Origin of the sequence: Dyadobacter tibetensis Y620-1 (assembly GCF_000566685.1) — a bacterium.
Classification (GTDB): Bacteria; Bacteroidota; Bacteroidia; order Cytophagales; family Spirosomataceae; genus Dyadobacter; species Dyadobacter tibetensis.
Genome location: NZ_AZQN01000003.1, coordinates 1 through 23,518 on the forward strand (window position 1 = coordinate 1; position 23,518 = coordinate 23,518).

The following is a 23,518-nucleotide window of genomic DNA, read 5'->3' on the forward strand; positions in this document are numbered from 1 at the left end:
TAAAGCCGGTTCGCCGGGCGGTTAAAAGCGCGGGGCTTAACGCCTAACGCCTATTGCCTAAAGCCTAAAGCGTAAAAGTTAAAAGTTAAAGGTTAAAGCCGGTTCGCCGGGCGGTTAAAAGTGCTGGGCCTATTGTCTCAATAGGTTAAAGGAGTTAGGAGATAGGGATTAGCTAAAGCGTCAAAGCCTATTGCCTAACGCCTACAGCCTAACGCCAACAACCTACAGCCTAAATCGCCATCCTTTCATTATTTCCGCCCCGTTAGGGGTGGTATCTTAGTAGCAAAAAAAAATGACCGGTTGACATTAGAGCCCCATCGGGGTGACATCTTAGTTATCATAAACGGCTTGGGTTATCGTCGGTCGGCCCTGGGCCGTAGGCTTCGAGATGCTGTCATTATTGCCGATTATGGGAATTAGCTAAAGCGTTAAAGTTAAAGGTTAAAAAGCTAAAGCGTTAAAGGTTAAAGCCGGTCCGTCGGGCGATTAAATGGGCTGGGTCTAACGCCTAACGCCTACAACCTAACGCCTATAACCTAAAGGTTAAAGGTTAAAGCCGGTTCGCCGGGCGGTTAAAATCGCTGGGCCTAACGCCTAACACCTACAGCCTATAACCTACTGCCTACACCCTAAATCGCTATCCTTTCATTATTTCCGCCCCGTTAGGGGTGGTATCTTAGTAGCAAAAAAAACCTAACGCCTACAACCTAAAGCGTAAAAGTTAAAAGTTAAAGGTTAAAAAGCTAAAGCGTTAAAGGTTAAAGCCGGTTCGCCAGGCGGTTAAAATCGCTGGGCTTAACGCCTAATGCCTAACGCCTACAACCTAAAGCGTAAAAGTTAAAAGTTAAAGGTTAAAAAGCTAAAGCGTTAAAGGTTAAAGCCGGTTCGCCAGGCGGTTAAAATCGCTGGGCTTAACGCCTAATGCCTAACGCCTACAACCTAAAGCGTAAAAGTTAAAAGTTAAAGGTTAAAAAGCTAAAGCGTTAAAGGTTAAAGCCGGTTCGCCAGGCGGTTAAAATCGCTGGGCTTAACGCCTAATGCCTAACGCCTACAACCTAAAGCGTAAAAGTTAAAAGTTAAAGGTTAAAAAGCTAAAGCGTTAAAGGTTAAAGCCGGTTCGCCAGGCGGTTAAAATCGCTGGGCTTAACGCCTAATGCCTAACGCCTACAACCTAAAGCGTAAAAGTTAAAAGTTAAAGGTTAAAAAGCTAAAGCGTTAAAGGTTAAAGCCGGTTCGCCAGGCGGTTAAAATCGCTGGGCTTAACGCCTAATGCCTAACGCCTACAACCTAAAGCGTAAAAGTTAAAAGTTAAAGGTTAAAAAGCTAAAGCGTTAAAGGTTAAAGCCGGTTCGCCAGGCGGTTAAAATCGCTGGGCTTAACGCCTAATGCCTAACGCCTACAACCTAAAGCGTAAAAGTTAAAAGTTAAAGGTTAAAAAGCTAAAGCGTTAAAGGTTAAAGCCGGTTCGCCAGGCGGTTATAAGTGCGGGGCTTAAAGCCTAGCGCCTATTGCCTACAGCCTAAAGCGTTAAAGTTTGAAAGTTAAAGGTTAAAAGTTAAAGCTTAATGTGATAGTACCTAGGTCATAAAATATATGGATTATAAACATTCTATTTCATAGGCCTGACAATAGAAAGCTAGTTTTTCAAGATCTTCGGGAAGGTGTTGGGAAGATATTACCAATCGAAGGGCGGGGGGATCGTGTGGATTAGGGTAAGAAAAGCAGGTACCCATAATCTGGTATTGCAAAAGATAATCAAATAGGGCAGTATGAATGCTGCAATATACAGGATAGTCGGCCAGGTGGCAGAACAAGGTATCAGGTTGGAAGAGCTTGTTAAAGTAATTTATATTATTTCGAAGCGACATCAGACAATTGTTAAAATGCCCTTGTTTAAGAAGTGAAATGAGGGCAAAAAGATAGGCGGGCAGGGCGGGAGACGCGCCTACAAACCAAGGACTCTGGCGTAGCCTGGCTACAGAGGATTCTGAGGCCCATATAACCCCTGCAGGGATTCCTAGTGCCTTGTTTAATGATCCTATTACAATTAAATTATTGCAAAAATGTTGTTTCAGTCTCCGGTATACGCCACCTCCATTGTCTCCTAAAACGCCTAAACCGTGGGAGTCGTCGGCGATGAGCCATATACGGGAGTTATATGGTAGCCCCTCAAAGAGGCTAAAGTCAAACGATTCAACCCAAGGTGAGCGAATGGTATCGGTAAAAATAAGATGAATCATCTCTGAATCTTCATCTATTTTTCGAATAGTACTTTGAGCCCAATGGTTCCATTCTTGAGTACAGGGAAGATACTCAGCGCCCCATAGGGAAGGGTGAACTGCAGGGGCATAATGATAACGGACAGGCAAACAACCTGCCTTGTCGTTGGCTGCAGCTCTGGCAAGGTCTGTTATTTCCCGCTGAACGAGCTGACCAGCTAGCATGCCCGATGATAGGGTAAGGGAGGCGGGAGCCTGGGCGAACAGAGCCAGTGCACTTTCGGCCTCTTCATATATCTTTATTCTCAAGCTTCCCTGTCGCGAGCTACCATAATGGGTTCCAAAGGTCTGCATGCCCTCCTGAAGCTTGGATAGAAAGAAGGGATCCTGGCCAAGCCCAAGGTAATCGGTACCACCAAACCAAAGGCAAGTGCTTCCATCTTCAAGCGTTACATTTCTTCCTGGCAGATGATTGGTTTGAAAAATCATAGCTATTTTATTTCATCCGGACCCCAGTTCCATTCTCCTCGGCATACATTATCTTACCGTAGTCGAAGGTAACGCCTGTGGCTGGATCATTAGCGATCAATAAGGAGCCATCCATATCTACATAATCGAGTAGCGGCAGGAGATGTGCGATGGCGGAAATACCCACGCTAGACTCCGTCATACACCCCACCATGGTCTTCATTCCCAAAGATCGGGCTTCTGCTATCATTCTTCGGGCAGGGGTAAGCCCCCCACATTTGGTAAGCTTAATATTTACTCCATCAAATAATCCGTGACAAGCCTTTACATCTGTTTCCAAAATGCAACTCTCGTCAGCGATGATGGGAAGGGCACATTGGCCGTGTATCTTGCGCATTCCTGCTATATCGTCTGCCGCTAAGGGTTGTTCAATAAACTCTACCCCTAATTTTTTAAGCTCAGGGGCGAATTGTAAAGTTTGCTCCGCACTCCAGGCACAGTTGGCGTCTACCCGGAAGATAGAGTCGGTGCTGGCACGAAGTTCCCGGACAATTCTCAGGTCATCGGCAGTTCCCAGCTTTATTTTGTAGATAGGCCATGGCAGTTCCTTCATTTTGGCTACCATTTTCTCTACACTGTCTATACCAATGGTATAGTTAGTCAAGGGGTTGTTATCGATAGAAAGCCCCCAGCTTTGGTAGAGTTTTAGTCCATTTTTCTTTGCAAAAAAATCATGAGCCGCTTCGTCTAAGGCACATTGAGCAAAAGAATTGTGGGTAAGATTGGGGTTTACGAGCTTATACAAAGATTCAGCACTATCGAAGTTTCCTGATTCAATCATATCGGTAACCCCCGTAAGGGCTTCGATCATATTGTCGATCGTGATACCATAATAAGGATTCGCCGTCGCCTCGCCGAAGCCCTGGATGTCACCATCCCGAAGCTCGACTATTAAGGTACGCTGCATATCCCGGGAATCGTGGGCGATTGTAAAGGTATGTTTTAAGGGAAGGTCTATGGGATGAAATAGGACTTGCATGGATTATACATATTTGTTGATATCAGAAACGCTCTTTACCATGACAAGTATACAATAATTTTGCCGTAATTAATTTCTCATATCCAACCCCCAGGACAATTTATTTCGAAGGGTATTCAGGAAGCTATCGTCCAGCATTTTTATCAATCGGGCCGAAAAATCGGCTTTTCTGACTGTAATTTGGGTATGTTCATCGGCGATGAACGAGCGCGCATCGAGGGAGACTAGGAAGTTGCTACTTCGACTCTTTACTTCGCAACGTATTACCGCATTATCTTCTACCACCAGAGGCCTTACGTTCAGGTTATGTGGGCTGATAGGCGTAATAATAAAACTTTGAGAGTGAGGGACCAGCACTGGGCCTCCGCAGCTTAGGGAGTAGCCCGTCGAACCGGTAGGGGTAGAGACGATAAGTCCATCGGCCCAATACGAATTCAAAAATTCTTCATTGAGATACGTGTGCACGGTAATCATCGAAGAGGTATCTGTCTTGGTAATGGTAAAGTCATTCAGTCCGAAGTTAAGACCATTGAACATATCCACATTAGATTCCACACTGACCAGGGATCTTTCGTCAATTTTGAATTGCCCGGCTTCCAACGCAGTAATCATATCGGAGATGCGTTCGGGGGGAACGGTTGCTAGAAAGCCCAATCGTCCAACATTGATACCTATTGTAGGTATCTGTTTGGGACCTATATGGGAGATTGTTTCCAAAAGTGTACCATCTCCGCCCATGCTTACCACTAGTCTGGGGTCGAACAACTCTTTGGGGCTATGGTATACCAATTCGGTCTGGTGAGCAACACCAGTTTTATCCAAAAATTCGCGAAAGGTATTGGATAGCTGTATTTCAATATTTCGCTTGGCCAATTCAGAAAACATGTTTTCAATAAAAGGGCGTGCGGAATCGTTAAAATTTCGGCCGTGTATAGCAATTTTCATAAATGAAAATCTAGGTGAGTTGGTTTGGCCCGAAAGATACGGTCAAAAATTACTTTTCAAAAATACGGCACATCATTTTGAGAGAGCTCCTGTCGCGTTGGGCGGATTTTTATGTTGCCAGATAGCGCAGTAGCAGGTCTAGACGCTCCTGATCCATATTTTTAATGGGGTCGTTGGCGTGAGCCTCCACGATTTCATAGCCAAAACGTTCCAGAGTAGCAATTACGGGATTGATCTCGGTCTTGTTTAGCTTCAGGGTCAGCAGAGGATTTGGATTTAACGGATCCCCCGTATTGTACATGCTGCTTAAGATTTTGGTGCCATTGGATTCTACCAGTCGGCTTACTTCCGTCAACGAGTAATCTAATTCAGCGACTTTCAATACAATAATAGCGCCCTTTTCTTTAATGCCAAGCATGGCCACAAAATTTGTAACCAGGTCGTCACGGGATATGCAACCTACAAACTGCCGGTCGTATGCTAAAACGGGAATGACGCGGAGGCCAAATTCCTGCATCATGCTCAATAGCTCATAAACATGCTGATCTTCCGCCGCGAATACGTCATGATGCTGCAGTACGATGCTGGAAATAGGTAGGGAGGTATCGCTGGCGTCGAAAAGGAGGACTTCTGAGACAATTCCTTTGAAGGTATGATCCTCTACCACCACCAGTTGTTTTATCCCAAAATCATCCATCCACTCCAGCGCCATATTGATAGGGTCTGAAGGTTTCAAGGTGGGGATGATGGGGTTAATGAGTGTGTTGGCAATCATATCTTTCGCTCTTGTTTGTCCTAATCTATGAAAAAAAATGAATAAGAGTCAAATTTTCTTAAGTATAGAACAGTAATGAAGCGAAAAAAGAGCCCGGAGGCTCTAATTATATCTATAAGGAATTCATTGCTATTGTTTTTTCGAGAAAATTCTCAAGAATCAGATTAAACTGATCGGGGTGTTCCATCATGGGAGCGTGGCAACATTTATCAATAAAATGCAGCTCGGAGCCAGCAATGAGTCGATTAAATTCGTAACCTACATGCGGAGGCGTAATGGTATCATTAAGTCCCCATACCAAAAGAGTGGGTACCTGTATTTGATGCAGATCCTTAGCCAGATTATGGCGTTGGGCCGATTTGGCTATGCCCACGATGCTCATACATTTTGGTATGCTTGAGGTCGTTTCAAAAACCTCATCGATCAGATCCTTAGTGGCTACTGCAGGATCGTAAAACGTATACGCCACTCTTTCTTTGATATACTCATAGCTGCCACGCTTCGGGAAGGATCCACCCATAGAATTTTCAAACAGCCCAGAGCTTCCTGTCAGTACCAGACGTACCACATTACTTTGGTTCTTAAGTGTATAGAGCAAACCTACATGGCCACCTAAGGAATTTCCCACCACAGTGAGGTTAGTCAGTTCTTTTTGGGCTATAAATTCTTCTAGGTATTGCAAAAGGGCCTCCAGACCCGCCTCGCGAGGAGGTAATTCATAAATCGGTAATACAGGGATCAGAACCCGATATTGATTAGAAAAATGCTCTATGATGCCGTCCCAGTTGCTGAGGGCACCAAATAACCCATGCAACAATAGGAGAGTATCCCCTTTTCCTTCGTCGATATATCGAAACCTGCCCTCGGCATGTACTGAATATTTCATTCTCTTCAATGAGGTTAACATGTAAACGAAAACATGACTAAAATATCCATTGAGCTCAATTTTAATTCAATATCACTCATCAAAGAATCTAGTGTAGATTTCGGTTGGTAGACAAAACTAGTTAAAATTTTGTTTTTTATAAAGCATTAAGGACAATTCCTCAATATTATTTTCTTGTAAATATTATATTAAATTACTGTTTAGAACGCAATTAACATAGAATGGTGCAATTATTATCCGGTAATGGTAGTCAGCTCTATCCTGATCAAAGTTATAAATAGAAGGTAAAACAGGGACCTACCAGGCTTTAATTTACGAAAGTATTTTTTTAAAAGGATTTAAAAAAAATAGAACTTTGGAAGAATAGAGAATAGAAAATTTCCAAAGCGTCAAATAAAGAAACGATAAGTATATGGATTTAGAACTGAAGGACAAGGTTGTTATTGTTACGGGCGGAGCCAAAGGGATAGGACGGGGCATATGTGATGTCCTGGCCGCCGAAGGAGCTATTCCAGTTATTATAGGAAGGAATGAAAATGATAATAATCTGGCCGTTGAAGAAATTGTAGCTAAAGGCTATCGTGCCCATCAGTTTGTGGGAGAATTATCGCAGCCCGAAGCCTGCCAGCAGGTAGTGGCCCAGATCGTGGATCATTTCGGACGTATAGATGCAGTAGTCAATAATGCAGGTGTCAATGACGGTGTAGGATTAGAGAATGGTTCATACGAGCGCTTTGTACAGAGCTTACATAGCAACCTTATTCATTATTACCTTATAGTTCATCATGCTCTGCCCGAACTTAAGAAGTCGAAAGGAGCCATTCTCAATATAGGATCTAAGACGGCGGAAACTGGCCAGGGGGGGACTTCTGCCTATGCAGCTGCCAATGGGGGGCGCAACGCCCTTACCCGCGAATGGGCTGTTGAGTTATTACCTTATAGCATCCGGGTAAATGCCATCATCGTGGCCGAGTGCTATACACCCCTGTATGACAAATGGATTAAAACACTGCCCAATCCAGAAGAAAAGCTAGCATCCATTGTTTCAAAGATCCCATTAGAATCACGGATGACTACGGAAGAAGAGATCGCTAATATGGCTGCTTTTCTTTTATCTCCGCGTTCCAGCCATACTACAGGGCAATTAATTCATGTAGATGGGGGATATGTACATCTTGACCGGGCCATCACCGACTAGGTCTTTAAGTTGTTTTTTGATAATGCCAGATTTTCCGGAATACCTACTTTCTGCGAAGACTGGCATTAATTGTTGCGATGCTAGTCAGGCGGGGATACTGCTGGAGGATGATAAGCGTGAAAGCCCTGCACCTGTTGTTCGAGCATCTCCAGAACCGCTTTAGTCTGATGATGAGCTGCCAGATTGATGAGGGTTTCGATAGATACAGTATCAACTAACACACAGGCTCCCCGTTGATGAACTGTCATTATCTTTGGATGAACTGTCGTTACCGATGTTTCATATGGATTTAGCAGCTCCTCCCATAATTTTTCACCCGGTCTTAAGCCGGTGTATTTGATCTGGATGTCTTTTTCAAGTTCTAAGCCAGTCTGCAATATCATTTGTTGAGCTATGCGAAGGATACTTACGGGCATTCCCATATCGAACATATAAATTTGTCCAGCCTCTGCCATAGCGCTAGATTCCAGCACCAACTGACAGGCTTCGGGAATGGTCATGAAATAGCGATACATATCCGGATGGGTAATGGTGATAGGCCCCCCTTCCTTAATTTGTTTTAGAAATAGCGGTATCACGGACCCTACGGAGCCCATGACATTGCCAAATCTGGTTATAATAAACCTGGTTTTATGGCTATAGGTGGCCTGCAAGGCTTGAAGGTATTGTTCTGCATATTTTTTGGTTGCTCCCATCACATTGGCGGGGTTGACGGCCTTGTCAGTCGATACGAAAAGAAAATCTGTAACATCATATTGGATACTCAAGTCAGCAAGGATTTTAGTTCCCATTACATTCGTCTGGATTGCTTCGTAGGGATGCTCTTCCATCAATGGAACATGTTTGTATGCGGCAGCATGAAAAACCATTTCAGGTTTTATGTGTTCAAAAATACCTTCCATTCGCAAGGTGTCGCAAATATTGGCTACCAACAAACCATAATTACAGCGGGACTCTAATTGTTTTATACGTAAATCCAGATAGTAAAGTCCTGATTCGGACTGATCTAGAAGATAGAGATGTTTAGGTTGCATGCGTATTAGCTGCAAAGCTAGTTCACTGCCTATTGAGCCCGCTGCACCCGTAAGCAGCACACATTGCCCTCGGATATGAGTAGGTAATTTTTCAGGGCTAAGTCTGGCTGTAGGACGGTTGAGGAGAGCTTCCAGATCGAAATCGTCCCATAATTGTTGAGGACAATAATGGGTGGGCTCCTTCCTGAAAGTTTTCATATCTTACCTATTTAGTTATTATGTGCTATGTAATTTAGTTAAAAATTATATAGATTCAAATAAGAAAATGGAGGGTTAGAGCAGGGCATCAACGAAAAAAGCCCACAGGATGCTGAGGGCTTTTTTCGTTGATGGTTAAAAAAATACTGTTAAATTAATCCCTCGAATATGCCTGGTACCAGACCAAATAAAATGGTTAGAACGGTAGCAAAAACCATGACCGCCTTAAATATGGGAGCTACCCGGATCTCTGTAAGGTCACCCTCTTTGAGGTAGGATGCCAGGATCACCCGGAAGTAGTAGTAAATACCTACGGTAGACATCAGAATAGCGATGATGGTGATCCATATAATACCACGATCGGCAGCGCTGCTAAAAATCATAAATTTCCCCCAAAAGCCGGCGGTCAAAGGGATACCAGCTAATGAAAGCATGGAAACCGTCATAACGAACGCCAGTAAGGGATTTTTCTTTGCCAAGCCATTGAATGCATCGTAATCTTCGCCAAGTTGCTGATTGTTGGCTTTTTCGCGAGAAACCAGAAGGAGTACGGCGAAGGCACAAATGGTAGCCAGAGAGTAGGCTATGGAATAGAAAACGATAGCACTTTGTGAAGGCTGAGAGATAGCCGTTACGGCAATCAAGAGATAGCCGGCATGACTTATCCCAGAATAAGCCATCATTCGCTTAAAGCTGCTTTGCCCAGCTGCACCTATATTTCCTACAATGAGTGTAAGAACGGCAACGATTGCTAACACAATCCACCAGTAACTATAGGCTCCGGCAAAGGTATGATCCAGCAGTCGGTATAAGGCAGCAAAGCCAGCCGTTTTCACGATCGTCGACATATAGGCCGTAAAGATAGTTGGGGCACCTTCGTAGACGTCCGGCGTCCAGAAATGAAAAGGTGCTGCTGATACCTTAAACAGCATACCAATTAATAGCAGAAGTAGTCCGGCATATAATAGGTAGGAAGGAGCTGCGACATTGGCAGTGGTGACATATGCCTGTATTTGGGTGAGGTTAAACGAACCTGTAGCTCCATAGATCAGCGTGATTCCGAAAAGCATAAAGCCCGTAGCAAAGGCCCCCATCAAAAGGTACTTTAAAGCCGCCTCATTAGAACGTAAATTTCTTTTATTGCTACCGGTAAGCACATACATGGCAATCGAAAGGATTTCTACACCTATAAAGAGCATAATCATATGTTGGAAGCCAATCATCATAATGGCACCCACCAGAGATAGGAGCATTAGTGCATAATATTCTGCGGGCTCGGAGTCGGCATCGTTCTGGAAGCCTCCCGAAATGGCAACGATCATAAAAGCAGAAGCGAGTACAATTCCATTGAAGGCCAGAGATAAATTATCTACCCGTAGCATGTCGTAGAAGTACAGTAACGGGCCTTGGTTCCATTCTAGGAAATTACCTATAAGCGCAATGATAAGGAACATCAGTGTGGACGGCAACAGCACATTTTTGGATTTTGAAAAACCTAAAAATAATGTTACAACTCCAAGGACTGATAACAGGATAATGGGATACATATTTATTATTTATCGTTTTATCATTTTTTATAAATACAACAGCACTCGTTTTACTTCACTAAAGTAAGGAGCTGGTTCACTGCTGGCTCGGTAATTTTCAAAAATGTATTAGGGAAGATACCTATCCAGAATACCATGATCACTAAAGGAAGGAGTACGGCTTTTTCATTTAAGGTAAGGTCGTAAAAGTCTTCCGCCCATTTGGATTTAGGTCCGAACATAGCCTTTTGAAAGAGTCGCAACATATATACCGATCCCAGGATGATGGTAAGCCCTGCAACAGCACCGATCCAGTTGTCGTATTGAAAGACACTGGAAAGTAAAAGGAACTCTCCTACAAAACCATTGGTAAGGGGTAGGGCAACACTCCCCAATAAAAGTATCATAAACATGATGCTTAATTTGGGCGATGACTGGCTGATACCTCCTAACTGATCCAGATAGCGGGTTTTGGTGCGGAGATAGATGATATCGATAATAAAAAATAATCCAACGACATTGATTCCATGGGCCAGCATTTGGATTAGGGCCCCTTGGAGCCCGTTTGCCGATACGGAAAATACCCCGGCGGCCATAAGACCAACGTGAGCAAAGGAGGAGTAAGCAATCAGTCGCTTCATATCACTTTGCTGGATGGCAATAATAGATCCGTAAATGATTCCGATCACAGAAAGTACCATTGCCAGCAAGCCCCATTCATCCATCCCCAAAGGAACGATGGGCAGCAATAACCGTATTAGACCATAAACCCCCATTTTGAGCATAATACCTGAAAGAAGCATGGTTGCTGGTGTGGGCGATTCTGTATAGGTGTCAGGTTGCCAGGTATGGAAGGGGAAAAGAGGCATTTTAATGGCAAAAGCAATGAAAAATGCCCAGAAGATAAAGCCCTGTGCTTGAGGACTAAGGTCCAGGGCATATAGGGCGCTAATGGCAGAAGAGTGCTCACCCGGTGTCTGGAAATAAAGGTATACCAGAGCCACGAACATAAACAGACTACCAAAAATTGTATAGATAAAGAACTTAAGGGTCACTTTTAGCCGGTGTTCACCCCCCCATACTGCTGCTAAGAAGTATACAGGAATCAAAGCTGCCTCAAAAAAGAGGTAGAAAAGAAATGCATCCGTCGCAGTGAAGACCCCTACCAGGGCCGATTCCATAAAGAGAATCAGCGCATAGAAAGTAGAGCTATTCTTATATTCATGATTGAATGCCGATAAAATGATTAGGGGCGTAAGGAAGGTGGTTAGTAGTACTAATACGAGGCTAATACCATCCATGCCTCCGGCAAATAGGATGCTTCCATTCATCAGCCAGTTGTACCGATACGAAAATTGAGTGCCCGAGCTGGGATCGAATTGGAGCCATACATAAACGGCGAGGGCCAATACGGCGAGTCCGCTGACGAGGGCCACCTTTTTGGCCAGCTGAGCACCCGACAGCAAGGTGATGATTCCGGCGGCTAATGGTAAGAGTATCAGTAATAGAGTCAACATATTTTCAAGAGTACGGTCAACAAAATGATGAAGAGCGATGGGTTAAAATCAAAGTAAAAGCTTCCAGAATAATAAGGCTACAATGCCCAGTACCATGGCGAACACATAATCGCCCACTGAGCCAGTCTGCGTCTTTTTTAAGAGTGCCGATCCCATACCTATCAGTTTCACAGATCCATTGACCACAAGATCGATCAGGAATTCGCCGAAATTATAAAGAAGGTTGGAGAGGGCTTTGATGGGTTTTACAAAAACAGCGTCATAGAGTTCGTCGATATAATATTTGTTATAGACCAATTTTTGAAGGCCCGATTTCTCGACAGTTTCTGGCTCTGGAACATTATTTTTGCTGACATACATAACATATGCCGTAGCGGCAGAAATAAGGGCCACAGCTACAGAGACACCCATGAGCAGATATTCCTCCGAATGCGACAGGGCAGTAGGCAGGAATGCTGTCGGGTTAACCAGTCGGGAGGCATCGTATAGTGGGCTCATAAAGGCAGCAAGCTGATGGGATCCATGAAGGGCTTCCGGAACTCCAATAAAACCACCCAGGGCAGAAAGCACGGCCAGAATTATCAATGGAATGGTCATGCTAGCTGGTGATTCGTGTAGGTGATGCGCCTGCTCTTGAGTACCCCTGAACGTTCCAAAGAAGGTAAGAAACAAGAGACGGAACATATAGAATGAGGTCATCAGTGAGCCCAGAACGCCCAGAACCCACAGGAGTTTGTTATGCTCAAAGACATGGGCCAGAATCTCATCTTTCGAAAAGAAACCAGCGAAAGGTGGAATTCCTGAGATGGCGATGGTGGCGATGAGGAAGGTAAGAAATGTAATAGGCAATTTCTTGCGAAGCCCTCCCATGGCACGTATATCTTGCTCATTGGACATTGCATGAATGACACTTCCTGCACCCAGGAATAATAAGGCTTTGAAGAAGGCATGGGTGATTACATGGAACATAGAGGCAGAGTAGGCCATAGCGCCAAGCCCCATAAACATATAACCAAGTTGACTTACCGTAGAGTAGGCCAATACTTTTTTGATGTCATTTTGCAAAAGTCCTATAGAAGCGGCAAATAAGGCGGTTGCTGCTCCGATGATGCCCACAATTTCGAGTGTGCCTGGAGACAGGGAATACAACACGTTGGACCGAATTACCATATAGATACCGGCTGTGACCATGGTTGCGGCGTGAATCAAGGCTGATACAGGTGTAGGGCCTGCCATGGCATCGGGTAGCCAGGTATACAAGGGAATCTGAGCCGACTTACCCATTGCTCCTACAAAAAGTAGCAGGGTGATGGTGACCATGATAGGGTCACCTACCTGAAATCCGGTGGCCTGACGGAATACTTCGGTGTATTCCACGGTCCCGAAGGTGGCGATAATGGTAAAGATTCCGAGCAAAAAGCCCAGATCACCCACTCTGTTCATGATAAAGGCCTTACGAGCCGCATCATTATAACTGTTATTTTTGTTCCAAAATCCGATCAGCAAATACGAGCATAACCCTACTCCTTCCCAGCCTATGAACATTATGACATAATTGGAGCCCATAACGAGCAACAGCATGAAAAACAAAAAGAGGTTGAGGTAAGCAAAAAACTTTCCAAAGCCTGCGTCATCATGCATATACCCCATGGAATATATATGAATGAGCGAACCCACACCCGTGATGATAAGTAACATGAGCAGGGAAAGCTGGTCAACCTGGAAGGCAAAAGGAATGTTGAGAGTGCCTACGCTAATCCAGTCAAACAGATGATATACCATCGGTTGACTACCTTCGGCCACAAAAGCATTGAAGGCGAATAAAGAGAGCAGGAAGCTCCCTACGGCGGTCAGCGTGCCCAATATTCCGGCCAGACTCTTAGGAATATGGGGGAAACCCATCCCGTTGATTAAGAAACCGAGGAGAGGTAAGAGGGGAATCAGAAAGAATAATGATGCGGACATGTTTATCTATGATGCTAAAAGACCTGTGGATCGGTACGTTTCAGGTTTGTTTCAAATTATTTCATTAGGTATGAAAGGGCTAATACGAGCTCAGTGGCCTGTATTACCATTTCAATTTATTCAAGAAACTTGTATCTGTGTTCCGGGTATTTCTATATATCATTACGATAATAGCCAGTCCAACGGCCACTTCCGCTGCGGCCACAGCCATAATAAAGAAAACGAAAACCTGCCCGGAAGGGTCGGAGCGATAGGTTGAAAAGGCTACCAGCAAAAGATTGGCAGCGTTTAGCATAAGTTCTATCGACATAAATATGACGATGGCATTCTTTCTGGTAAGGACCCCAATAATGCCAATTACAAAGAGTAAAGTTGCCAGTAGCAGGTAGCTTTGTAGTGGAATGCTTTGAATAACCTCCGGTATGATGACCTCTGGAAGACTTGGATTCGGGAACATAGAAAATTTGCCTGGTTGGATACTCTGTTTGTACGATTCAAATATTTTATTTCACCCGGAAATCTGCTTCCGGCGGGCGCTTTTCGATCTTGAGGACAAAAATAGATATAAAATCGAGTTTGTACCAAGTTAAAATCCTTTAACCCCTCAGCGTTGGGTCAAAGCACGCAATTTTATTTCGGTTAGTTTTCGCTTGGTATCCAAAGGAAATTCCGATTTCATCATCCAGTCATAGAATGAAGGCTCTTTTTGAAGCACTTCTAAAACGGGCTTGTCCTTATGTTTACCAAAATTAAAAATTTCCTCTCCTTTCTGATTGAAAATCATTCTACCAGCAAAATCTATCTGATTGGAGGCAGTCAAGGCATGTAAGACAGCCATATCATTCTGAATGGGTTCGGTAACGTTTCCGTCTTCATCTACGACTTGCACCCCTTCATATTTAGCGATTTGTCCTTGTAACACCTCAAAGGTAGCAATGGTATCGGCCTCAGCACTATGGGCATTTTCCAATGTTTTGCCACAGTAAAACTTGTAGGCTGCCCCCAAATTGCGGGGCTCCATCATATGAAATATCCTCTGAGTATCGATAGCACGGCGATTTTTCATGTCAAAATCAACGCCTACACGTAAAAATTCTTCTACCAGAAGGGGGATGTCGAAGCGGTTGCTGTTGAAACCACCCAAATCGCAGCCCTCTAAAAAGGAGGCCAGATTTTTAGCGATAGACTTGAAGGTAGGAGCATCTTTGACATCTTCGTCGTAGATACCATGAATAAGGCTGCTTTCCAGAGGAATGGGCATTTCTGGATTAATCCGCCTTGTTTTTATCTCTGTTGTACCATTGGGCAAGGCTTTTACCACGGAAATTTCCACAATACGATCGCGTACGATGTTTACACCTGTGGTTTCCAGGTCAAATATGGCCAGTGGTTTTTTCAGCCGAAGGGTATGCGTAAGATCACTCATAGGAATTGTTTATGGCGGCGAAGTTACGGTATACGGGCAGACAGAGCAAATCAGCAGATAGTTTATATAGATTCCAAGAGACATTTCCGGTAAAAAAGTCCTTGAAATCTATATAACTATGCCTCCTGGATCCTAGTCGACCCAATCGAAAGACTTGGTAACGGCCTTTTTCCATCCCCTGTAGAGTTCCTTGCGGGTAGGATCGTCCATACTAGGGTTCCAGGTATGTGCTATCGCCCAGTTTTGCTTAAGCTCTTCCATATTTTTCCAATAGCCAACAGCCAGTCCCGCTGCATAGGCAGCGCCCAGAGCGGTGGTTTCGGCGATGGCAGGGGTAACTACCTGCTTATTGAGAATGTCAGCCTGGAATTGCATCAGAAGTTCATTGGCTACCATCCCCCCATCTACCCGCAAAGAAGCCAATGGAATACCCGAGTCCTGCTGCATGGCCTGCACGACATCGGCGGTCTGATATGCTGAGGCTTCAAGCACCGCCCTGGCAATATGTCCCTTGTTGACATAGCGTGTGAGACCTGCTATTACTCCCCGGGCGTCATTGCGCCAATAGGGTGCATACAGTCCCGAAAAGGCCGGTACAAAATATGCTCCTCCATTATCCTCTACCGTTTTGGCCAGGGACTCTATATCGCTGCTTTTTTCTATTATACCCAGATTGTCTCTGAGCCATTGAACGAGTGCCCCTGTTACCGCAACACTCCCTTCCAAGGCATATTGAGCGGGTTGATCGCCAAATTTGTAGGCCAGAGTCGTTAAAAGTCCGTTCTCCGACATTTTAATTTCATTGCCCGTATTCATTACCAGGAAGCAGCCCGTACCATACGTATTTTTGGCCATACCCGGCTCGAAGCAGATTTGACCCACCAAAGCGGCGTGTTGGTCGCCCAGATCGCCGGCTACTGGCACGCCGGGCAACACTTCATTATGCACATAGCCGTAAATTTCGCTGCTACTTTTAATGGAAGGAAGCATGGATTGAGGGATGTCAAACTCTGCCAGCATGGTAGCGTCCCAGGCTAGGGTTCGCAAATCCATCAATTGGGTACGGCTGGCATTGCTAACATCCGTAACATGAATTCCTCCTTGTGGCCCTCCCGTGAGGTGCCAGATTAAAAAAGTGTCCATATTGCCAAAAATAGCCTCACCTCTTTCCGCTGCAGCTCTGAGCCCGTCGACATTTTCTAACAACCATTTTAGCTTCAAACTGCTAAAGTAGGTGGATATGGGTAATCCCGTAATATTTCTGAAATCATTGAGACGACCTTCTTTTTCGTATTGAGTGACATAAGCGGCTGTACGCGTATCCTGCCAGACCAACGCATTATAATAGGGTTTGCCTGTCTTTCTATTCCAAACTACTGTGGTTTCTCGCTGATTGGTGATGCCGATGGCGGCAATATCGGCTGCTGTGGCCGATACATTAATTCGGGCCAGTGCCATAACCTCCAAGGTGTTTTTCCAAATCTCATCGGGATTATGTTCCACCCAGCCAGCCTTGGGATAAATTTGCCGATGCTCCTTCTGGCCTACCGACACGATGGTACCTTGGTGGTTAAAAAGAATGCAACGGGTGCTGGTGGTCCCCTGGTCTATGGCCGCTATATATTTTGACATAATGGTATTATGGATAGCTTTTATTTAATTTTGCAGTAAATAAAAGAATATTATCCGATACAACAAATTGGAAGCGGCTCATCGTCTTTTTTGAGGACTAGAAGGTTATCAGCAGTTGACTATTGGCTGTGTATCCCTAACTTTTGTCGGTACATGCTAGTGAAGAGCGCGTTTGAACCGTAATTTCCATTACCTTCTTCTTTCTGATTATAGGGAGGACGAAGATAGCCAAGGGTAGTGGGTGTTGCTTTGCAAGAAAATGCCAGGGCTCATTGCCTATAGCTTCCCGCTTAGAGCACTTTCCTTATAAGCCAGAGTACGAAGTTTAATAGGGCGCTTAATAGCAACATGGTAGCAAGCGGGATATACAGTTTAAAACCCTCTCGTTCTATCCTGATATCTCCTGGTAGGCGTCCTAACCAGGAGAATTTATTGCCCCAAAAATAGAAAATAGCTCCTGCTATCAGAAGAAGCAGACCCAGAATCATGAGGTACCTTGCCGTATGTTGAGACATCTTTAAGGTTGTTTAGAGTACTGCGGGCTCAGCTTCCTGGTAGAGGACTTGAATAAGTGTTTGGCCTACTGCTTTTAAAGTTTTTGGATCGATCTGCTCCATCGTGTCCTGAGTGGTATGCCACTCATCGAAAAACGTATGAGCAGGGTTATTTTGTCGGGTGTGAATGATGTCGATCATCGGTATTTTAGCAACCCTGTTTACCGGTAAATGGTCATCGGTAATGGCAGGGCCCCGGTGATCGATAAAATAATTGCTGTATCCGAGTTGACCGGCAGTATTCCATACTGATTTCACCACTTCTCCGGCCAGTTGCATGGAGTATCCTTCTTTCTGAAATGTAGCACCTTTTGCTCCTACCATGTCCAGCAAGACCCCAAAGAATGCAGTATATCCCGGCTGGTGTAGATTCGAAGCCCAATATTGTGAGCCTAAGCAAAAGCCACCATATTCGTCGCTGGCTTCCTGAGAGTTCCCCCAGTCTTCAGCATCAAAAAATATGATGTCTACACCGATTTCAGGTTTTGATGGCTGAGCTGCCAACACCCGGGCCACCTCCAAAAGTACTCCTACACCACTGGCTCCATCATTGGCAGCGGGCACTGGTTTTTTGGTAGCTACCGAATCTTCATCGGCATAGGGGCGTGAATCCCAATGAGCCGCCAATAATATGCGTTTGCTAGCTTTCGGATTGAAGCTGCCTATGATATTCCGTGCCTTTAGTTTGGTGCCATCGTAGGTGGTAGGGCTAAACTTTTGTTCAGTAACTTCCAAACCATATGATCGTAATTTTTCTGCCAGATAATTGCCACAAGCAACATGGGCGGCCGTGTTAGGAACCCTGGGTCCGAAGTCCACCTGCCGTTGTACAAAGTGATAGGCCGAATCGCTATCAAAATTAGGGGCCTGCACCAGGATTGCCTCTTGCGTACTGGTCTGTTCCGAGCTGTTATGGTTCTGACAGCTTTGAAATAATGTCAGGGCCGAGAATATGCCCCCAAGGATCCCGGTTTTTATGATTTTAAAATGAAATGACATCTCCTACTTCTATTTGGTGATTTGTTGTAAATCCGGCGTTAACTTCTACTACAAACTGTGCCGCAGCTTCAGAAGCTATATTTTCTTCGGAATGCGGACTCGTATTTTTGGATATAGATACGATTTTTTTATTCGCACCCACATAGATAATATCCAGAGGAATATAAGTGTTTTTCATCCAAAATACCCTTGGAGCGGCTTCTTCATAAACGAATAGCATACCAGCCGAGTCGGGGAGTGAAGTGCGATACATCAATCCCAGGTTTCGTGCCTCCGCAGTAGCCGCAAACTCTATATCGATACGTTTTAATTTCTGACCATTCTTTAAAAACCATAAATCCCCTTGCTTTTTAAAGGTAGGACCAGACGCCGCGCTTTCCGCATGGGGCAAACGGGCCGAATCGTTGTGAAAGGAAGGGTTGATAAATGGTACAGCTATATAAGCCAACCCCGCTAGTACGACGATCAGGAGTAGAATTCTGGCAAAAATAACAGGGCGGTTTCTCATAAAATCTATTCCTCGTAAGCCCAGTCAATCTTTTCCTTAGTATCTCGTATTACCAGCCCCTGCTTTTTGAAATAGGCCCTTATTTCGTCGACCTTCTCGTAGTTTCGAACGAGCTTGTATTCCCGATATAAGTTGAGCATGCCCTCTAGGACGGCATCTCCTTCCGACTTTTCTTCTTTGAGGCCCAGTATATTTTCAGAAAATATTGTGAAATGGGCAATCAGATCTTGAAAGGTAGCCTCCCCTAAGGCAGCGGCATTAAGTTGTCCTAAGCCCAGCATATTCACATATTTCAATAAATTGAAAAGGTGCCCAATTGCAACAGAGGTATTTAGGTCATCATTCATTGCCGAGTAAAATCCCGCAATGGTCTTCTCTATATCTGCTATTTTTTTCTCATCAAGGGCTATAGCCTCGTCGGCATTATAGGCCAGCATACGGGCGGTTCTCATTCCGTTGGCCAATCTTTTATAACCTTTTGTCGCTGCTTTTAGGGCGTCATTAGAGAAGTCCAGGGTGCTTCGGTATTGGCTCTGCATCATAAAAAAGCGTACGGTCATAGGACTATAAGGCTGGTCGAGCAGGGGGTGGCTCCCGGCTACTAGCTCGGCTGGCAGGAAGGAGTTATTAAGGGACTTAGACATTTTTTGCCCATTAACGGTCAACATATTCGTGTGCATCCAGTAGCGCACCGGATCCTGGCCAGTCAGTCCCTTAGCCTGAGCAATTTCGCATTCATGATGAGGGAATTTCAGGTCCATGCCACCCCCATGTATGTCGAATTGCTTTCCTAGGTATTTGGTACTCATGCAGGTACATTCCAAATGCCAGCCCGGAAAGCCGCGACTCCAGGGGGAGTCCCATTGCATGATATGCTCTGGACTGGCCTTTTTCCATAATGCGAAATCCAAAGGATTGCGCTTTTCGGACTGGCCATCGAGCTCCCGGGTTTCGTTCAGAAGATCTTCTAATATGCGACCGGAAAGCTTGCCATAGTCCTGTCCACCTTCATTGTATTTTGTAATATCAAAATATACCGATCCATTCGACTCGTAGGCCAAGCCCTTTTCAATCAAGGCCGTTACGGCCTCTATCTGCTCTATCAAATGTCCGGTTGCCGTAGGCTCTATGCTGGGAGGAAGTAGATTAAACAAGGCAGTAACCTCATGAAAATCGTTAGTATAACGCTGGACTATCTCCATAGGCTCCAGTTTTTCTAGTTTGGCCATTCGGCCAATTTTGTCCTCTCCAACGTCTCCATCACCCACTAAATGGCCCACATCGGTGATATTGCGGACATAGCGGACCTTGTACCCGATATGCTGCAGGTATCGATAAAGTATGTCGAAGGACATAAAAGTGCGGATATTTCCCAAATGAGCGTTATTGTACACGGTAGGCCCGCAAACATACATGCCTACATAGGGGGCAGCGATAGGCTCAAAAAGTTCTTTCTTACGCGTAAGGGTATTGAATATTTTTAGCGGCTGGGTGTTGGTTTCGGCCATTTGGTTGTCCTAATTTCTATTGGTATTAAAATGTGTACAGGCTTTGAAACGCCTTTACAAGCTTCTTTAGTTTCTTTTTGATTCCAAAACTCTCCGGCGCTCACGAGGGAGAGCAGCTATCCAAAGTAGGAGAAAACTGGTTTCAGGACAAAAATAGCAAATAAGACAGGATTGATTGGTACTCTCATTTATAATCCACTTAATAAATCAGCAATTATATGGTTTTCATTATCTTCGCAGATTACTATTACAGAACAATCTACACATTAATATTATAACCATATGAGTCTATTGACAGTTGGGTCCGTTGCATTTGACGCCCTGGAAACGCCTTTTGGCAAAACAGACAAGATTATTGGCGGAGCTGCAACTTACATCACACTATCTGCCTCTTATTTTACCAAAGGGAATAATCTGGTTGCCGTTGTAGGTGGCGATTTCCCTAAGGAAATGATTGGCTTGCTTGAAGATCACGGTGTGGACACCGAAGGTTTAGAGATCGTAGCCGACGGGAAAACGTTCTTTTGGTCTGGACGTTACCACGAAGATATGAATACCCGGGACACCCTGGAGACGCAGCTAAATGTGATGGAGCATTTCGACCCCACCATTCCCGAGTCGTATCAAACTACAGAATATCTGATGCTGGGCAACACAGTTCCTGCTACTCAGAAACTCGTTATTGAGCGCATGGCTAAGCGTCCTAAGCTGGTCATGCTCGATACCATGAATCTGTGGATGGACATTGCCATGGACGACCTGAAGGCGGTATTGAAACTGGTGGATGTTTTAACCATCAACGACGAAGAGGCTCGCCAACTTTCCGGAGAATATTCCCTGCGCAAGGCTGCTAAAGTGATTATGGCGATGGGTCCTCAGACCCTCATAATAAAAAAAGGTGAGCATGGGGCCCTCTTGTTCCAGGCCGATCGTATCTTCTTTGCACCAGCGCTACCATTGGAAGAAGTCTTTGATCCAACAGGTGCAGGCGACTCCTTCGCAGGAGGTTTTATAGGCTATCTTGCCAGCACCGACGATATCTCATTCGATAACATGAAGCGTGCCATCATTTATGGCTCGGCCATGGCTTCTTTCTGTGTTGAAAAATTCGGAACAGAAAGACTTATCAACCTAACTCAGGAAGAAATTAAAGAACGTGTTCAGCAGTTTGTAAATCTATCCAGCTTCGAAATCGTTTAAGCCTAGGTTTTACTAATCAACAAGAAAGCGAACTAGAGTCACTCTGGTTCGCTTTCTTGTTGATAAAAGGGCTGGCCCGAGCACATTGTTTGTTATGACCCCTATCGCTGTTAGTTTTGAGCATGTCCCTTGTCAGCCTGAGCTTGTCGAAGGCTCCCAAAGAGGTATGTCAACCTGAGCTTGTCGAAGGCTCAGTGTTGTCTCTGTCTAAAGGCCTGTCGAAGGCCAGGGAAGTAAGTTCGTTTAATACCCTACGACGAGCTATCTCACGCACTGATTGATCCATGTGACACTTGCCCTGAACTGGAATGTTTTTCCTTATTTATTTACTACAAATCCATTTCCCGTCACGACTAGGTTACTATTAATGACTTCTCCACTTTCGAGGATTGCATAGTCCTTCTGATACACATTCTGAAGCATTGGATAGTTGTTTCTTAGGGTATCACTTACAGGTTTATCCTCCAATGACCTCTCAGGAAATAGCCTTTTCTTAGGTGGCAAGGGTATAATTTAAGATTGCAACCAACCATATATATTTGATGTCCCATTCTGCTTTATTATACCTTTTACTGATTTCTTTGACGTACATTTCTGATGTGGCTGCTCAGGCTTTCCTGCCAATGTCCCGGCATACTCCTCTGGTGATTGCTCATAGGGGCAACCACCTAAAACAACCCGAGAATACGGTTGCATCTACCAAAGCCGCCATACAAGCCGGAGCAGACTACGTGGAGGTGGATTTGCGAACTACCAAGGACGGTCATCTGGTGGCCATGCACGATGGCACCGTAGACCGTACCACCAATGGCAAGGGAAGTGTAAAGCAAATGAGCTGGAGTGAAATCCAGACCTTACGGGTATTTAATAAAAACAAACGACCGCACCGAGTTCCGGATTTCGAAGCGATTTTAGCTGCCTGCAAGGGCAAAATTAATCTGTATCTTGATTTTAAAGATGCCGATGTGGCCCAGACCTGGAGGCAGATTCGGGCCGCTGGAATGGAAAAACAGGTGGTCGTATACCTCAATAAGGCGGAGCAGTATGACGCATGGCGCCATATCGCCCCCGAGGTTCCCTTAATGACCAGTCTTCCGGAGAATGTACAGACGGTAGTCGAATTCGAAAAGTTTTTAAGTCAAATGACGATCAAAGTTTTCGACAATATCCGTGATCCCCAGCTTCTGGCCTTTGCCCATCAAAAAGGGCTGCAAGTATGGCTAGATGTACAGCAAAAGGAGGAAAACGAAGCTTCCTGGCAGCCGGCCCTCGCATTGGGCGTGGATGGTCTACAAACCGATCATCCCGAAAAACTTGTTCATTATTTAGAAAAACGGTAGGATCTAGGGAATTTAGTTATTCTGATACTCTTTCTATTCGACAGGTTGGGCTGTCGCTTGCTCCTTATTTATATAGCTAACTGACAAATTTTTAGCCCTTAATTAAACTGAAAAGCTTCTGAGTTTGTAAACACATAAGTTTTATTATTTGTTACACCTATGTTGTTGGAAATGCTAATATGTTCTCTGTATTAGCCTGTTCCGTTCCCATTATGAGCTCCCGTCGTGGTAGATATAGGATATTAATAGATCATATTGTCGGATATTCTGCCGTACGCGTTATCTGTGTTTCTGAGAAAAAGTGCAGGAACGAGTCCATTAGCTACGTAATAAGAATTTCCAGGAATTGAGTTGTTACTGAGTTCGAAGTATTTTACATTTCCTCTCAAGATTCCTGTCGTTGTTAGTGATTTAATAACGACGTTGCCGTGAAACCGAAGCCCAGTTATGTTTTGGAGGTCGAAAACATATCCCAACTCCCTCATTGCGTTGTTAACTAATTTTATCTTCTCACCATCGTTCGATATAATAAGCCTTCGATTACAGTGCATAGTTGTACTTTCAAAATGCCAGGACTGTCT

19 protein-coding genes are annotated in these 23,518 nt (G+C 44.6%); 3 read left to right on the plus strand and 16 right to left on the minus strand.

Going from position 1 to position 23,518, the window contains the following annotated elements; genetic code table 11:
• Positions 1-1,598: 1,598 nt before the first annotated feature.
• The 5 genes from X939_RS0106985 to X939_RS0107005 all read right to left on the minus strand — a co-directional run bounded on the left by X939_RS0106985 (position 1,599) and on the right by X939_RS0107005 (position 6,332).
• Positions 1,599-2,708, minus strand: coding sequence for a PLP-dependent aminotransferase family protein (locus X939_RS0106985; RefSeq protein WP_025762546.1), 1,110 nt, complete (start codon positions 2,706-2,708; stop codon positions 1,599-1,601).
• A gap of 7 nt (positions 2,709-2,715) precedes the next feature.
• Positions 2,716-3,726 (minus strand): dipeptide epimerase, encoded by a 1,011-nt coding sequence (locus X939_RS0106990; protein ID WP_025762547.1) that lies wholly within the window; start codon positions 3,724-3,726, stop codon positions 2,716-2,718.
• Between the two features lie 69 nt (positions 3,727-3,795).
• Positions 3,796-4,671, minus strand: coding sequence for an NAD kinase (locus X939_RS0106995; protein ID WP_025762548.1), 876 nt, complete (start codon positions 4,669-4,671; stop codon positions 3,796-3,798).
• Positions 4,672-4,780: 109 nt separating this feature from the next.
• Positions 4,781-5,446 (minus strand): CBS domain-containing protein, encoded by a 666-nt coding sequence (locus X939_RS0107000; protein WP_025762549.1) that lies wholly within the window; start codon positions 5,444-5,446, stop codon positions 4,781-4,783.
• A gap of 112 nt (positions 5,447-5,558) precedes the next feature.
• Positions 5,559-6,332: an alpha/beta fold hydrolase gene (locus X939_RS0107005; protein WP_025762550.1), complete on the minus strand. Its 774-nt coding sequence runs from the start codon at positions 6,330-6,332 to the stop codon at positions 5,559-5,561.
• A 412-nt stretch (positions 6,333-6,744) separates the two neighbouring features.
• On the opposite strand from X939_RS0107005, the gene X939_RS0107010 reads away from it, so the two are divergent.
• Positions 6,745-7,530, plus strand: a complete 786-nt coding sequence (locus tag X939_RS0107010) for an L-fucose dehydrogenase (protein WP_025762551.1) — start codon at positions 6,745-6,747, stop codon at positions 7,528-7,530.
• A gap of 80 nt (positions 7,531-7,610) precedes the next feature.
• On the opposite strand, the gene X939_RS22135 is transcribed toward X939_RS0107010, so the two are convergent.
• The 11 genes from X939_RS22135 to cysS form a co-directional block, all read right to left on the minus strand.
• A complete protein-coding gene (locus X939_RS22135) occupies positions 7,611-8,762 on the minus strand; it encodes a UDP-N-acetylglucosamine 4,6-dehydratase family protein (RefSeq protein ID WP_025762552.1) in 1,152 nt (383 codons plus the stop codon).
• A 149-nt stretch (positions 8,763-8,911) separates the two neighbouring features.
• A complete protein-coding gene (locus X939_RS0107020) occupies positions 8,912-10,309 on the minus strand; it encodes an NADH-quinone oxidoreductase subunit N (RefSeq protein WP_025762553.1) in 1,398 nt (465 codons plus the stop codon).
• A 50-nt stretch (positions 10,310-10,359) separates the two neighbouring features.
• Complete coding sequence (locus X939_RS0107025) at positions 10,360-11,805, minus strand: complex I subunit 4 family protein (protein ID WP_025762554.1); 1,446 nt, start codon at positions 11,803-11,805, stop codon at positions 10,360-10,362.
• Between the two features lie 48 nt (positions 11,806-11,853).
• Positions 11,854-13,770, minus strand: a complete 1,917-nt coding sequence (gene nuoL / locus X939_RS0107030) for an NADH-quinone oxidoreductase subunit L (RefSeq protein ID WP_025762555.1) — start codon at positions 13,768-13,770, stop codon at positions 11,854-11,856.
• A 103-nt stretch (positions 13,771-13,873) separates the two neighbouring features.
• Entirely contained in the window at positions 13,874-14,227 is a 354-nt protein-coding gene (gene nuoK / locus X939_RS0107035; protein WP_025762556.1) for an NADH-quinone oxidoreductase subunit NuoK, read from the minus strand.
• Positions 14,228-14,374: 147 nt separating this feature from the next.
• On the minus strand, positions 14,375-15,196 hold the full coding sequence (locus X939_RS0107040; RefSeq protein WP_025762557.1) for a 3'-5' exonuclease: 822 nt from the start codon (positions 15,194-15,196) through the stop codon (positions 14,375-14,377).
• 132 nt (positions 15,197-15,328) lie between these two features.
• The gene (gene glpK, locus X939_RS0107045) at positions 15,329-16,828 is read right to left on the minus strand and encodes a glycerol kinase GlpK (protein ID WP_025762558.1); all 1,500 of its coding nucleotides are present in this window, start codon (positions 16,826-16,828) and stop codon (positions 15,329-15,331) included.
• A gap of 290 nt (positions 16,829-17,118) precedes the next feature.
• Entirely contained in the window at positions 17,119-17,343 is a 225-nt protein-coding gene (locus tag X939_RS0107050; RefSeq protein ID WP_025762559.1) for a DUF2905 domain-containing protein, read from the minus strand.
• A gap of 12 nt (positions 17,344-17,355) precedes the next feature.
• Complete coding sequence (locus tag X939_RS0107055; RefSeq protein WP_025762560.1) at positions 17,356-18,381, minus strand: M28 family peptidase; 1,026 nt, start codon at positions 18,379-18,381, stop codon at positions 17,356-17,358.
• Entirely contained in the window at positions 18,365-18,889 is a 525-nt protein-coding gene (locus X939_RS0107060) for a DUF192 domain-containing protein (protein WP_025762561.1), read from the minus strand. The genes X939_RS0107055 and X939_RS0107060 overlap by 17 nt, the downstream gene beginning before the upstream one ends.
• A gap of 5 nt (positions 18,890-18,894) precedes the next feature.
• Positions 18,895-20,397 carry a cysteine--tRNA ligase gene (gene cysS / locus X939_RS0107065; protein ID WP_025762562.1) on the minus strand — a complete coding sequence of 501 codons (1,503 nt, stop codon included), beginning with the start codon at positions 20,395-20,397 and terminating at the stop codon, positions 18,895-18,897.
• 282 nt (positions 20,398-20,679) lie between these two features.
• Between cysS and X939_RS0107070 the strand changes: the two genes are divergently transcribed.
• Both X939_RS0107070 and X939_RS0107075 read left to right on the plus strand, forming a co-directional pair.
• Positions 20,680-21,597 carry a PfkB family carbohydrate kinase gene (locus X939_RS0107070; RefSeq protein WP_025762563.1) on the plus strand — a complete coding sequence of 306 codons (918 nt, stop codon included), beginning with the start codon at positions 20,680-20,682 and terminating at the stop codon, positions 21,595-21,597.
• A 581-nt stretch (positions 21,598-22,178) separates the two neighbouring features.
• Entirely contained in the window at positions 22,179-22,937 is a 759-nt protein-coding gene (locus X939_RS0107075; protein ID WP_229236022.1) for a glycerophosphodiester phosphodiesterase family protein, read from the plus strand.
• The last annotated feature ends 581 nt before the right edge of the window (positions 22,938-23,518 follow it).